This window comes from Kitasatospora sp. NPDC096077, assembly GCF_040303245.1.
Classification (GTDB): domain Bacteria; phylum Actinomycetota; class Actinomycetes; order Streptomycetales; family Streptomycetaceae; genus Kitasatospora.
On the sequence record NZ_JBEOSV010000017.1, the window covers coordinates 1 to 12,793 of the forward strand.

The window sequence follows — 12,793 nt, forward strand, 5'->3', positions numbered from 1 at the left end:
ATGTCGTCACGATTCCAGCGCTTTCCGTGTCTCGCCGAGCAGGAGCAAGGGCCTCCGTGCTGTCGGGTGGCGACCGGTCAGGTGTGGTCAGGACGGACGAACACCTCTCGGTGCACCACCTCACCGCGCCCGTCCGCCGCCGTACCGGCCAATCTCCGTGATCAGCGCCGCGCGATCGGCTGTGGATCCGGCTGCACAGCTGATTTTCCGTTGCTTGGGGCAGCCTGCTCTGGCTGCCCCAAGCAGCCGGGTAGCGCGGGCAAGCCTGGGAGCTACCGGGGCACCGCCCCAGGGCTACCCCGCCTCCGGCACATGGCACGGAATGTCGTATCGCGCAGGCAAACCAGGCAACTCCACCTCGACGAGGCATCGCACAGCTTGCGGAAGAAGGAACTGCCTCCAGGTCCTGCCGATGCCCACGAGGCTGAGGTCATGGTTACACGGATCTTCCGGGTGTCTCCGTTCGCTGGGGAGACGACCTACTCATTCCTTAGCCGTGTCTCGGCCGGCTACGGCCTGGACAACGCCGCTCTTCTCCCGTACTGGCAATGGCGCAGCCATCGCCCCCGGCACGAGGGCGGTGCTCTGCAGGCGGATGCCAAGGTACTGCTGGACGCGGCTGGGCGGCGGGTACTGGCCTGGTTGGGGTGCGGCTCGGGCTTGTGGCTTCGCGCGGGCGGTGGGGGTGTCGCCGGGTGTTCGGGGGGCGTTCTGTTGGCGCGGTGGGGCGGGGGGTTGCGCCCGAGGGTGGGTTGGGGGAATCGGGTGTCGGCGTGGCGATGACTTTTGCGAGTGTGGTGGGTCTACATCTCGACGGGGACGACCAACTGATCGGGAGTACGGACATGGGACTGATCCACATCGAGCTGTTCGCGACGCTTGACCTGGTCGGGCAGGCGCCCGGCGGGCCTGACGAGGATCCGGTGGGTTTTCCGTTCGGCGGCTGGCAGGCGCCGTTGCTGAATGAGGTCACCGGGGCGCAGATTCTGGCGGCGTACGAGGGGATGGATGCCCTTCTGCTCGGGCGGCGGACCTATGACATCTTCGCGGCCTACTGGCCGGGGCAGCGGGAGGGGGAGATCGCCGAGCTTTTCAACAGGGTGCCGAAGTATGTGGCCTCGCGTGGCACGCCGGAGCTGCCGTGGGCCGGGTCCACGCTGTTGGGGCCGGATCTGGCGGGGGCGGTGCGTGAGGTGCGTGAGCGGCACGAGCACGTGAAGGTCGTCGGGAGTCTGGATCTGGTGCAGTCCCTGTTGCGGGAGCGGCTGTTCGACCGGCTCGATCTGTGGGTGCATCCGATCGTGCTCGGTGTCGGGAAGAAGGTGTTCGAGGACGGTGTGGTGCCGATGAACGTGGCGCTTCTGGAGCCGCCGGTGGCCGGGCCGCAGGGGACGGTGTTCCTGCGGTACGGGCTTGCCGAGGGCGTGCCGCGGACGGGGGACATGACTCTGCCGGACCGGGGGCTCGGGCGTGATGGGGTTCGGTGATCCGGTGGCCGTGGTGGAAGTGGGACGGGACGGAGCCGGGGACGGGGCCGGGGACGGGGTTGTTTTGGGGGTTGAGTCGTTCGGTGTTGGTGGGGGGCCGCTGGTTCTGTTGGTGGGTGCGCCGACGATGCTGTCCTGGCCTGATGCGCTGTGTGAGCGTCTGGCGGCGGGTGGGCGGTGGGTGGTGCGTTACGACCTGCGTGACAGTGGGGAGTCGACGACGGGGGATCCGCAGGCGCCGCGTTACAACTTGCGTGATCTCGCGGCCGATGCGGCGGCGCTGGTCGGTGCGCTCGGCGGGGTGACTGCGCACCTCGCGGGGATCGGTGTCGGTGGGATGGTCGCCCAGGTGGCTGTGCTCGACCATCCCGGTGTGTTCTCGGCGCTCACCTTGGTCGGTACCCGTCCGGTTGCCCCCGGACCGCCGGACGGGGATCTTCCCGATCATGACGAGGTGGTGATGAGTCGGTTGTTCGCGCGTGCGGTGCCGGATTGGGGTGACCGTGCGGCGGTTGCGGAGTTCGCCGCGGCCGGGGCGGAGGTCCTCGGTGACGATCCGGTGGTTGCGCGTGCCGTCGCCGGGCGGGTCTGGGACCGCACTCCGGGCACCGCTCCCCCGGTTCAGTTGGCCAATCAGCTGGGGTCGGTGTTCGGCAGGCTGGACTGTACGCCCCGCTGGCGTGAGCGGCTGCCGGGGATCGAGGTGCCCGTGCTGGTGGTTCATGGGCGTGGAAACCGGTTCTTCCCGCTCGGCAACGGTGAGGCGTTGGCGCGGGAGATTCCCGGGGCGCGGTTGCTCGTTCTGGAGGAGGCTGCCACTGCGATCCCTGCTGGGGCGGTCGGTGAGGTGGCTGGGGCGATGCTCGCCCTCGGGTAGCCCACGCTCCGACGGGGTGACGTGGCGCGACCGGCGCGCGGGTGGGACCGGCGCACGGGTGGGACCGTCGCGCTTGCGGGGCCGTTCCGTCTGTCGCCGTCCGGGCAGCGGACTCCCGCGTTCGAAGACGGCCCGGCTGGGTGGTGAGCAGCGCGTGATCGTGGTTGCTGGGGCCGGTGTTGGGCTGGTCGCCTGGGTGTTGGGGGCGGTTGGTCGGTAGTCGGTCGTTCCGGTGGGGTGGGGGTGGGGGGGGTCACTGTGGTGGGGTGGGGGTGGTGGTTGCGGGGGTGCGGGGCGGCAGGTTGACCGCCAGGAGGGCCAGGCCGGCGAGGGTGACGTTGCGGATCGCGGCGTCCAGGCCGTTCCAGGTCTTGGACTGCCACATGGCGAACCACTCGCCGCCGATGGCGATGAAGCCGGCGCCGAAGAGCAGCAGCATGAGGAGCAGGCCGAGGGTGCTGAGGCGGCGGGCCAGGTGGGGGCGTAGCCACCAGGCGAGGGTGCCTGCGGTCAGGATCAGGGCGGTGAGTGTCTCCCAGGTGATGATCGCGATGTAGGCGGTGTTCTGCAGGACCGGGGAGGTGATGGAGCGCCACATCAGGTTCTGGTCCTGGAAGGTGGTGTCCATGGCGAGGACGTGTTGGACGAACTTTTGGTTGGTGGCGAAGTCGGTGATGTTTCCGAAGGCCACAAGCAGGAGGTAGAGGGCGTTGGTGCCGGTGAGTGCGGCTGCGGCGGTGGATGGGGTGCCGAGGGCGAGTAGGCGGTCGCGGGTGGTGGGGTGTGGGGTTGTGGTGCGGGTGGTCAGCATGTGGTGAGGCTAGTGGGTGGTGGGGGTTGGGTGGGTGGGTGGGGGTTGGGTGGGTGGGGGTGGGTCAGGTTGTGGTGGGGAAGGGGCGGGTGGGCTGGGTCTGCTCGTAGGCGTGGCCGACGTGTAGGAGGGTGGGTTCGCCGAGGGGGTGGCCGAGCAGTTGCATGCCGATCGGCAGGCCTGCCGGGTCGTGGCCGACCGGGAGGGTCAGGGCGGGCAGTCCGGTGATGTTGGCGGGGGCGCTGAGGCGTACGTAGGCGTCGGAGACGCCCTCGGTGGTGCCGTCCGGCCAGGTGATGGTCGTCTGGTCGGTGGGGGCGGCGGTGATCGGGGTGCTGGGGGCGGCGATGAGGTCGACGTGTTGGAGTGTCTGTGCCCAGGCGGCGCGCATCAGGGTGCGGGCGCGCTGGGCGCGGATGTGGTCGCCGGCGCCGATGAGTTGGCCGGCTTCCAGGAGGATGCGGACGTCCTCCTGGTACAGCTCGGGGGCGGTGCGCAGGTTCTGTGCGTGGTAGGCGCCGGCTTCGGGGACCATCAGGCCCCACTGGGTGGCCTGGATGTAGCGGGTCATCGGGATGTCGATGTCGATGAGCTGTGCCCCGAGGGTTTCGAGGTGTCCGATGGCGTCGCGGACGGCGTTCTCGACGTCGGGGTGGACGTGGTGGAAGTAGTAGGTGCGGGGGATGCCGATGCGCAGTCCGGTCAGGTCTGTTGGGGTGTCGGTGCGGTAGTGGGGGGTGGGTCCGGGTAGTGAGGCGGGGTCGCGTGGGTCGTGTCCGGCCAGTGCGGTCAGGACCAGGGCGGCGTCCTCGACGGTGCGGGTGAGGGGGCCGACGTGGTCCAGGGACCAGGACAGGGGGGTGACGCCGTGTCGGGAGACCAGGCCGTAGGTCGGTTTGAGGCCGACGACGCCGTTGAGTGCGGCGGGTACCCGGATCGATCCGCCGGTGTCGGTGCCCAGGGCGAAGGTGGCGCTGCCGGCGGCGACGGCGACCGCGGAGCCGCCGCTGGAGCCGCCGGCGACCCGGTCGGTGTGCCAGGCGTTACGGGTCTGCGGGGTGGTGAGGCCGAAGGCGAACTCGTGGGTGTGGGTCTTGCCGAGCAGGACCGCGCCGGCCTGGTTCAGGCGTGCGGCGACCGTGCTGTCCGTGGTGGCGCGGTGGTCGGCGCGGACCCGGGAGCTGGCTGTGGTGGGGATCCCGGCGACGTCGATCAGGTCCTTGAGGCCCATCGGGATGCCGTGCAGGGGTCCGCGGTGGTGGCCGTGCGTGATGTGGTGTTCGGCTTCGCGGGCGGCTCGGCGGGCCTGGTCGGTGGTGACGGTGACGTAGGCGCCGAGGTGCGGGTCCGTTGTTTCGATGCGGTCGAGGACGGAGTCGACCAGTTCGACCGGGGACAGTCGGCGGGTGCGGATCTCCTCGGCGGCGGCGGTGAGGGTCAGTTCATACGGTTGCATGGTGCTGCTCCTGGGCGGTGGGGTGGGTGGTCGCGTGGTAGGCGGTGGCGGGTGGGGTGTCCGCGAGGTCCAGCTCGTGCAGGACGGCGAGGACGCCGTGGATGTGGTCGGCGACCGCGGCCACTGCGGCGTGGCGTTCGGTGGGCAGGAGGAGTCCGGTGCGGGCGGCCCAGCGGGCGGCTTCGGGTGGGGTGAGTGCGGTGGGTGGGGTGGGTGGGGTGGGCACGGGGGTGCTCCTTCTTGGTCGGGGGTGGGTGGGGTGGGGTGGCCCGGGGTGATGGAGGCCGGGTGTTCGCTTCAGACGGCTGCGGGGAGTTCGGTGCCCGGTTCGGCGTGCAGCCGGTAGTGGCCGTTCTCCCGGCGGACGGTGCCGGCGGTGGGGTGCGGGAAGTGGGTGCCCATGAGCAGGGCGTCGGTGTCGGCCAGGTGCTCCAGGAGTCGGGCGCGGGTGCGGACCGCCTCGGCGGGGTCGACGTCGACGCAGCTGTGCACGTGGGGGTGGGACAGCTGGACGGGGTGGTGGATGCTGTCGCCGGTGATCAGCGCCCGGCGGTCACTGCCGAGCAGTTCGACGGCGACCTGGCCCGGGGTGTGGCCGGGGGCGGGGACCAGCAGGATGCCGGGGGCGACCTCGTACCCGCGGCCCTGGTCGGGTACGGGCACCCGGGCGTACAGTCCGGCGTCGCGGACGGGGTGGACGGAGTCGCGGAACATCTGGGCGCGGGCCTCGTCGAGTTCGGCGGCGGCCCAGTGGTCCCACTCGGTGCGGCTGGTGAGGTAGCGGGCGTTGGGGAAGGTGGGGACCCAGTTGCCGTCGGTGAGGCGGGTGTTCCAGCCGACGTGGTCGGTGTGCAGGTGGGTGGTGATCACCAGGTCCACGGACTCGGGCGCGAAGCCGGCCGCCGCCAGGCGCTGCGGGAAGTCGGTGTCCAGGCCGTTCCAGGCCGGGTTCGCGCGGGGCTTGTCGTTGCCGATGCCGGTGTCCACGATGATCCGCAGTCCGCCGGCCTCGATCGCGAAGGCGTGGCTGGCCAGGCGGGGGACCTCGGCGTCGGCGAAGTCGGGGCGCAGCCAGGGTGCCTGGTCGAGGACCTCCGGGGTGGCGGCCGGGAGCAGCCAGGGGCCGGTCTGTCGGGGTAGTTCGATCTCGTCGATGCGGTGGACGGTGATGTCGCCGAGGTTCCAGCCCGTGCTGGTGTGGGGGGCGGCCGGGTGGGAGGTGGCGGTGCTGGTCATCGGTGGGTCCTTTCGGTGGTGCTGGGTGCCGTGGTGCGGGGGGGGTGGGGCGTGCTCAGGCGGTGCGCGGCCGGTGGAGGGTGCGGGTGAGGCCGGTCAGGGCCAGCAGGAGGACGGTCGCGGCGTAGGGCGAGAGGGCGGTCCGCAGGCCGTACCGGGTGGTCAGCAGGCCGGCCAGGACGGCGGGGAGGCTCATGGCCAGGTAGCTGAGGACGTAGTAGGCGGCGAGGGTGGCGGCGCGTTCCTGTGGGGCGGCCGGGGTCAGCAGGAGTCGTAGGGCGCCCTGGGTGACGGTGCCGAAGCCCGCGCCGGCCAGCGCGGTGCCGGTGAACAGCGCGGGGAGGCTGTGCAGTTGGGGGGCGCTCAGGGTGAGCAGGGTGCCCGGGATCAGGAGCGCGGTGCCGGCCGCGGTCACGGTGCGGGCGGGCAGTGCCCGGGCGGCGTGGCCGGCCAGGCCGGCTGCGGCGGTCAGGGTGAAAAAAATCAGTCCGCCGGTGGCGGGGGTGGTGTGCGGGTCGATGAGGCGGGCGAGTGAGGGGCCGAGGGAAGAGTAGAAGCCGCCGAGTGCCCAGGCGGCGACGATGCCGGGTGCGGCGAGGGCCAGGGCCGGGCGGGAGGCGGGGGCGAGGGTGATGGTGGGGCGCAGTGAGCGTCGGGCGCCGGGGTGGGGGTGGGCTGTTTCGGGGGTGCGCAGGACGGCGGCGGCCTGGGTGGTGAGGAGCAGGAGCAGGAGGAGGTAGACGGTGTGGGTGGGGGCGGGGGCGTACTGGGTGAGGGCGGTGGCGGCCAGGACGCCGGCCGCCATGCCGGCGACGGGGGTGATGCCGTTGACGAGGGTGGCCCGGCCGGGGCGGTCGGGGTCCTCGAAGTCGAGCAGGGCGGCTCCGGCGGCGCTGGTGGCCACGCCGGTGGCCAGGCCCTGGAGGATCCGGGCGGCGATCAGCGCGGGTACTGACTGGGCGGTGGCGAAGAGGGCCATCGCGGTGGCTTCGGCCAGCAGTGCTCCGGCGAGGACGGGGCGTCGGCCCAGGTGGTCGGAGAGCGTGCCGGCGGTCAGCAGGGCCGCGAGCAGGGCGAGTGCGTAGGCGCTGAAGACGACGGTGAGGGTGAGGGCGGAGAAGTGCCAGGCGCTCTGGTAGAGGGCGTAGAGGGGGGTCGGTGCGCTGGAGGCGGCGAGCAGGGTCACCAGGACCGAGGCGTGCAGCCGGAAGGCGCCCTGACGGCTCAGCAGGGGCAGCCGGCGGGAACGCGGGTGGGGGTGGGTGGGTAGGGCGGTGACGCTGGTCATGGGAGCACCTCGAACCGTTAAGGCGAATGCTTTGCATTAAGCACTCTAGGCACTCGGGCTCCCATGACGCAAATATTTAGCTTTTAGGCGGCCGGTGGGGGCGGGGTGCTGCCGAGCGCCGCCGCGACCAGGCGGTCGACGTAGGCCTGGGACAGGTCGGAGGGGCGGAACAGGATCCGGTACATCAGCGGGGCGACGACGGCGTCCAGCAGGGTCTCCACCCCCGGCACGGCCTCCCCGCGCCCGGCCGCCCGCACCCCGAGGGCCTTCAGCTGATCGGCGGCGTAGTCGGAGCAGCGCACCGCGTTGCCCTGCTCGGGGTCGCCCAGCAGGGCGTCGCGGATGTACGTGCGGCCCGCCGTCGAGTCCATCTCCTCCGCGAACTGCAGGGCCCAGGCCTCCAGGTCCTCCCTCAGGCTGCCGTGGTCGGCCGGCGGGGCGTCGGGGCGCAGCCGCTCCACGGCCACGTCGGACAGCAGCTCCCGCAGGTCGCCCCAGCGCCGGTAGACGGTGGAGGGCGTCACCCCGGCGCGGGCGGCGATCAGCGGCACGGTGAGCGCGTCCCGCCCCGCCTCCGCCTCCAGATCGCGGACGGCCTGGTGCACGGACTGCTGGACGCGGGCGCTGCGCCCGCCGGGGCGTGTGGTCGGTTTGGCACTCATGGACCACAGCTTAACGCGAAGGAGTTGCGTCTGGCCGGGTGCCGGCCCGGAGCGCCCGTGCCGGGCGGCCGGGATCGGCGCGGGCCGCGCGGCGGGCCGTCGACAGCAGGTCGCGGGCCGGGCCCCGGGGCCGGTGGCCGGTGGGCCAGACCGCCCGCAGGGCCCGGCCCAGGTCGACCCCGGCGATGTCGACGGCCACCAGCCGCCGGGCCCGCAGTTCCTCCTCGACCACGAGCCGGCTGAGCACCGCCGGCCCGGCCCCGCAGACCGCGGCGGCCTTCACCGCCGTCGAGGAGGACAGCTCCAGCAGCGGGCCGGCCAGGCCGCCGTACGGCGCCAGGACGCCGGCCAGGACCTGCCGGGCGCCCGACCCCGGCTCCCGCAGGACCAGCCGGGCGGCCGCCAGCTCCGCGGGACGGACCCGGCTGCGGCGCGCCCAGGCGTGCTGCGGGGCGGCCACCACCACCAGTTCGTCCCGGGCCACCACGGCCGCGGCCAGCCCCGGCGGGACGGTGGCGCTCTCGACGAACCCGAGGTCGACCTCGCCGCGGAGCACCTTCTCGGCCACGGCGCGGGAGTTGTCGGCGCTCAACGAGACGAAGGTGTCCGGGCGTTCGGCCCGCAGTCCGACCAGCCAGCCGGGCAGCAGGCACTCGGCCACCGTCTGGCCCGCCGCGACCCGAAGCCGGTCCTCGCGCTCGCCGCGCAGCACCTCGATGCCCGTGTCCAGGGCCTCCGCGGCCTCCAGCACCCGGGCCGCCCAGCCGGCGACCAGGGCTCCGGCCGCCGTGAGACGGGAGCCGTTGGGCGAACGCTCCAGCAGAGCGGCCCCGATCTGCGTCTCCATGACCCGGATCCGGGCGGAGGCGGCCGGCTGGCTGATGCCGGCCTCCCCGGCGGCCTTGCCGAGGCTGCCGAGCCGGGCGACCGCGAGCAGCATCTCCAGGCTGGACAGGTCGGGCACACGGTGGGACAGCGGCATGGTGGCTTCGCAGACGTCGTGGCGGTTGGGACGGGTGGGCCGAGTGCCCTGCCGTCCGGGCGGGTTCGGGCGTCGGCGGGACCGTCAGTGCCGTCGTCGTCGCGCGCGGGCGGCCCGGGCGGCGAGGGCCAGTGCCGCGCCCGCGCCGAGCGCGACGAGGCCGGCCTTCAGTGGCGTGCCGACGGAGTCCGCACCGGTGCGGGCCAGTTCGCCGCCCGGCGCCGGGGTGGCGGGTTCGGGGTCGGCGGGCCCGGGGCCCGGGGTTTCGGAGGGGCCGGGGGTTCCCGGGCTGCCGGTGGCGGTGGCGGTGGGGGACGGCTCCGGGCTGCCGGTGGCGGTGGGGGTGGCAGTGGGGGTTCCGGTCGGGGTGGGAGTGCCGGTCGGGGTGGGAGTGCCGGTCGGGGTGGGAGTGATTGTGGGGGTGGCGGTCGGGGTGGGGGTGCCGCGGACCAGCCGGATGACCTTCAGGGGCTGGATCTTCACGATCCGGGTGGGGCCGTAGTAGCCGATGAGGCCGATGTCGATCCGGTCGGTGAGCGGGGCGCCCGCGCCGAACCTCAGCTGGATCGGTATCTCGGTGACGTCCGCCGGGAGCGGGTCCTCTTCCTCCGGGATCGGGAAGTCCTGCCAGTCGTCCGTCGGATCGTTGAAGGACCTGGCGGACCGCCAGTGGCCGTCCAGGAAGTACTTGACCTCGATCTGGTCGACCTTGAGCCCCGCCCCCTGGGTGTCGTGCACCTGGAAGAAGATGCGGCTGAACTGCTCGGCCGGATCCGCGTAGTGCAGGACGGCGGTGAACTCCCGCCAGTCGGCGCCGGGGACGAACTCGCCGGGCAGGCCGCGCAGTTCCAGCGCCGCATCCGCCGCGGCCGGCTTCCGGGAGGCGGTCGGGGTGGCGCTCGGGGACGGCTCCGCCGCCGGGCCGGACGCGCGCGGGGCGGAGGGCGACGGGCGACGCTCCCCCGCCGTGGCCGGCGCGGCGGGGGCGGGCGCCACCGCGACGATTCCGGTGACCCCGGCGGTGACGACGGTGGCGGCGGCCATTCTTCTCAACTGCACGTGTTTCCCTCGTCCGTTGCTGAGTGGGTACGCAGGGAATCCTCCGTGCACCCACCAACTCCGGGTAGTGGGCGGCCCCCTATGGGGTCATAGCCCGGGCCTCTGACCCTCCCCCGGCTGACGGTCCGCAGGCCCGCCGCGGCGGCGCTTGGATAGGCTGCCGGGATGGCCACCGACTCCCCCCGGCTGCTGCGCGCCGACGCCGCCCGCAACGCGGAGAAGATCATCCGGGCCGCCTGGGAGGTCTTCACCGAGCAGGGGCCCGACGCCCACCTGGACGACGTGGCGCGCCGGGCCGGTGTCGGGGCCGCCACGCTGTTCCGCCGCTTCCCCGACAAGGCCGCGCTGCTGCGGGCCGTGCTGGACGCCCGCTTCGCCGAGAACGTCCGGCCCGTCATCGAGGCGGCCGCCCTGGACCCCGACCCCGCGGCCGCGCTGGCCCGGGTGCTGGGGACGGCCCTGGAGTCGGTGGCCGGCGACCACAACGTGCTGGCCGCCGCCCGGGCCGCCGGGGTGCTGACCCCGGCGACCGGCGAGGAGTTCTTCGCCGCCCTCGACGACCTGCTGGCGCGCGGCCAGGAGGCGGGCGTGCTCCGCGCCGACCTGGTCCCCGACGACCTGCACCGCGTCGTCGTCATGCTGATCTCGGTGCTGTGGACGATGGACCCGCGCGAGGACGGCTGGCGCCGGTACCTGGCCCTGGTCCTGGACGGCCTCTCCCCCGCCGGGGCCCGCCCGCTGCCCTGCCCCGCCCCCGCGCTGCGCACCCGCACGCCCTGACGCACTGCCGCACCGCGATGCGGGGGCGAATGCGAACGGGTTTTCCCATGGTGACGACCGGTTCGATTTCACGGCCCCCGACCTGCCACAAAAGGCCGATCTGTATAAAAACTGAGTTTTAATCAGAATGGCCAGCGACTTCGCGTTGGTCCAATTCTTTCGGCATTCCCTTATTTATTCTCGGCCTAACCACCCGGCATCACGAAGGAGATGCAGTGACCAGAACCTTGGGAGTGCCCGCCCCGACCGGCGAGGTACGCCGATGAGAGGCGCACGCCGCTGGGTCGTCCCGCTCATCGCACTCTGTCTGTCGGGCGGCGGCCTGCTGGCCGCCGCGCTGCCGTCCAGCGCGCAGGTGGACCCGCCCGCCCGCGCGGCGGCCGCGAACCCGCCCGCCGCCGTGGCGCCCGCCGCCCCGGCCGCGGCGCCCGCGCCGGCGCGCCCGGCCACGAAGGCCCTCGCCGCCCCCAGGGGCGACAACAACGATCCGCAGTACTGCCACCTGCAGATCGTCAAGACCGCGGACCGGGACTACTACCTCCCGGGCCAGAAGATCACCTACACGATCACCCTCACCAACGACGGCAACGTGCCGATCACCGGCGCGGTGGTGACCGACGACCTGGGCGGCGACCTCGCCGACGCCGTCTACGACAACGACGCGACGGTCGGCACCGGCAAGCTGTCCTACGTCCAGCCCATCCTGACCTGGGTCGGCGACCTGAACCCCGGCGACAGCACGAAGATCGTCTACACCCTGACGGCCAACGACCCCGACAACGGCCCGAAGATGCTGCGCGACGCGGTCACCGGCCCGAAGTTCAGCAACTGCCCGACCGGCACCGAGCCGGGCTGCCACGTCGAGCTCGGCTCGCCGCACTGGACGGTCTCCAAGGTCGAGGACCGCAGTGACGTCGAGATCGGCGACACCATCCACTACACGATCACCGCGACCAACGACGGCACGGTCGACTTCGTCGGCGCCCGCCAGGCCGGCCTCGAGGACGACATGTCCCAGATCGTCGGCGAGTCCAAGTACGACGCGGACGCGCAGGCGGACATCGGCACCATCAGCTACGTGGCGCCCTCCTTCGTGGTCTGGCGCGGCGACCTGCCGGCCGGCGCGACGGTGACCATCCACCTGTCGATCACCGCCGAGGGCCTCAAGCCCGGCAACACCGAGCTGGTGAACATCGTCCGGGCGCTCTACCCGCACCACGGCGGCACCGACCTGAGCAACCCGCTGCCCCCGGCGAACCGCTCCGCGCTGATCCCGGACTCCTACCTGCGCGACCTGCCCCGCCCCGACGTGGCGCGGCACCGGGCCGGCAACGGGCAGATCACGGCCTGCACCATCGACCCGGCGACCGACGCCTGCTTCGTCGACGCCGACGAGCCCAGCTTCGTGGTCGCCAAGTCGGTGGACCGCGCCACGGCCAGCCCGGGCGACGTCGTCACCTACACGGTCTCCTACGCCAACACCGGCAACGACCAGTTCCCGGACGGTGAACTCCCCTCGGTCACCGACGACCTGAGCCAGGTGCTGCAGCACAGCAGCTTCGTGGACGGCTCGCTGAGCTCGACGGTGCCCACGGCGACCTTCGACCCGGTGGCCAGGACGATCACCTGGACCGGACAGCTCACCTCGGGGCAGCACGGCAGCTTCACCTACCAGGTGAAGGTCAACAGCCCGTACTCGGGCGACCAGTTCCTGGACAACCCGATCGTCTCGGCCAAGTCGACCGACTGCCAGGCGGGTTCCACCGACGCCCGGTGCCGCGCGCACGTCGTCATCATCCTGCCGAGCGGCTCGCCGTCCCCCAGTGGTTCGCCCTCGCCCAGCGGTTCGCCCTCTCCGAGCGGCTCGCCGTCCCCCAGCGGGTCGCCCTCCCCGAGCGGCAGCCCCAGCGGCAGCCCGAGCGGTAGCCCCAGCGGCTCGCCGTCGCCCGGTGGCAGCCCGAGCCCCTCGGGCGGGCACCCGGGACACGGTCGCCCGCCCGGAGGCGTGCTGCCGCACACCGGTGCCGGCACCATCGGCGAGATCGCCCTGGTGACGCTCCTGCTGGCCGCCGGTGGCGGGCTCTTCTGGCTCTCCCGGCGTCACGGCAAGCACTGACCCCCGACCCGGGACACCCTCCCGGGCATGACCCGACAG

At 72.8% G+C, this 12,793-nt stretch carries 12 protein-coding genes; 4 read left to right on the forward strand and 8 right to left on the reverse strand.

What is annotated here, in order from left to right:
• The first annotated feature begins 845 nt into the window (after positions 1 to 845).
• Entirely contained in the window at positions 846 to 1,487 is a 642-nt protein-coding gene (locus ABTZ03_RS16960) for a dihydrofolate reductase family protein (RefSeq protein WP_350513743.1), read from the forward strand.
• A gap of 10 nt (positions 1,488 to 1,497) precedes the next feature.
• Positions 1,498 to 2,364: an alpha/beta fold hydrolase gene (locus ABTZ03_RS16965; RefSeq protein ID WP_502894495.1), complete on the forward strand. Its 867-nt coding sequence runs from the start codon at positions 1,498 to 1,500 to the stop codon at positions 2,362 to 2,364.
• Between the two features lie 253 nt (positions 2,365 to 2,617).
• Here the strand turns inward: ABTZ03_RS16965 and ABTZ03_RS16970 are convergent, their stop codons facing one another.
• From ABTZ03_RS16970 to ABTZ03_RS17005, 8 genes are all read right to left on the reverse strand, one after another.
• Positions 2,618 to 3,175 (reverse strand): DUF2165 domain-containing protein, encoded by a 558-nt coding sequence (locus ABTZ03_RS16970; protein ID WP_350513744.1) that lies wholly within the window; start codon positions 3,173 to 3,175, stop codon positions 2,618 to 2,620.
• 64 nt (positions 3,176 to 3,239) lie between these two features.
• Positions 3,240 to 4,631 (reverse strand): amidase, encoded by a 1,392-nt coding sequence (locus ABTZ03_RS16975; RefSeq protein WP_350513745.1) that lies wholly within the window; start codon positions 4,629 to 4,631, stop codon positions 3,240 to 3,242.
• On the reverse strand, positions 4,618 to 4,857 hold the full coding sequence (locus tag ABTZ03_RS16980) for a hypothetical protein (protein ID WP_350513746.1): 240 nt from the start codon (positions 4,855 to 4,857) through the stop codon (positions 4,618 to 4,620). The genes ABTZ03_RS16975 and ABTZ03_RS16980 overlap by 14 nt, the downstream gene beginning before the upstream one ends.
• A gap of 71 nt (positions 4,858 to 4,928) precedes the next feature.
• Entirely contained in the window at positions 4,929 to 5,867 is a 939-nt protein-coding gene (locus ABTZ03_RS16985) for an MBL fold metallo-hydrolase (RefSeq protein WP_350513747.1), read from the reverse strand.
• Between the two features lie 55 nt (positions 5,868 to 5,922).
• Entirely contained in the window at positions 5,923 to 7,155 is a 1,233-nt protein-coding gene (locus ABTZ03_RS16990; RefSeq protein ID WP_350513748.1) for an MFS transporter, read from the reverse strand.
• 83 nt (positions 7,156 to 7,238) lie between these two features.
• A complete protein-coding gene (locus ABTZ03_RS16995) occupies positions 7,239 to 7,817 on the reverse strand; it encodes a TetR/AcrR family transcriptional regulator (protein ID WP_350513749.1) in 579 nt (192 codons plus the stop codon).
• Between the two features lie 10 nt (positions 7,818 to 7,827).
• On the reverse strand, positions 7,828 to 8,799 hold the full coding sequence (locus ABTZ03_RS17000) for a LysR family transcriptional regulator (protein WP_350513750.1): 972 nt from the start codon (positions 8,797 to 8,799) through the stop codon (positions 7,828 to 7,830).
• Positions 8,800 to 8,883: 84 nt separating this feature from the next.
• The gene (locus ABTZ03_RS17005) at positions 8,884 to 9,858 is read right to left on the reverse strand and encodes a hypothetical protein (protein WP_350513751.1); all 975 of its coding nucleotides are present in this window, start codon (positions 9,856 to 9,858) and stop codon (positions 8,884 to 8,886) included.
• A gap of 165 nt (positions 9,859 to 10,023) precedes the next feature.
• Here ABTZ03_RS17005 and ABTZ03_RS17010 point away from each other — a divergent pair, with 165 nt between their 5' ends.
• Complete coding sequence (locus ABTZ03_RS17010; RefSeq protein ID WP_350513752.1) at positions 10,024 to 10,638, forward strand: TetR/AcrR family transcriptional regulator; 615 nt, start codon at positions 10,024 to 10,026, stop codon at positions 10,636 to 10,638.
• Between the two features lie 262 nt (positions 10,639 to 10,900).
• Entirely contained in the window at positions 10,901 to 12,754 is a 1,854-nt protein-coding gene (locus ABTZ03_RS17015; protein WP_350513753.1) for a DUF7927 domain-containing protein, read from the forward strand.
• The last annotated feature ends 39 nt before the right edge of the window (positions 12,755 to 12,793 follow it).

Excerpts from the sequence above, each read along its gene's own strand:
- ABTZ03_RS16960 (WP_350513743.1), top strand. The coding sequence starts at position 846 with ATGGGACTGATCCACATCGAGCTGTTCGCGACGCTTGACCTGGTCGGG.
- ABTZ03_RS16970 (WP_350513744.1), bottom strand. The coding sequence starts at position 3,175 with ATGCTGACCACCCGCACCACAACCCCACACCCCACCACCCGCGACCGC.
- ABTZ03_RS16975 (WP_350513745.1), bottom strand. The coding sequence starts at position 4,631 with ATGCAACCGTATGAACTGACCCTCACCGCCGCCGCCGAGGAGATCCGC.
- ABTZ03_RS16985 (WP_350513747.1), bottom strand. The coding sequence starts at position 5,867 with ATGACCAGCACCGCCACCTCCCACCCGGCCGCCCCCCACACCAGCACG.
- ABTZ03_RS16990 (WP_350513748.1), bottom strand. The coding sequence starts at position 7,155 with ATGACCAGCGTCACCGCCCTACCCACCCACCCCCACCCGCGTTCCCGC.
- ABTZ03_RS16995 (WP_350513749.1), bottom strand. The coding sequence starts at position 7,817 with ATGAGTGCCAAACCGACCACACGCCCCGGCGGGCGCAGCGCCCGCGTC.
- ABTZ03_RS17000 (WP_350513750.1), bottom strand. The coding sequence starts at position 8,799 with ATGCCGCTGTCCCACCGTGTGCCCGACCTGTCCAGCCTGGAGATGCTG.
- ABTZ03_RS17010 (WP_350513752.1), top strand. The coding sequence starts at position 10,024 with ATGGCCACCGACTCCCCCCGGCTGCTGCGCGCCGACGCCGCCCGCAAC.
- ABTZ03_RS17015 (WP_350513753.1), top strand. The coding sequence starts at position 10,901 with ATGAGAGGCGCACGCCGCTGGGTCGTCCCGCTCATCGCACTCTGTCTG.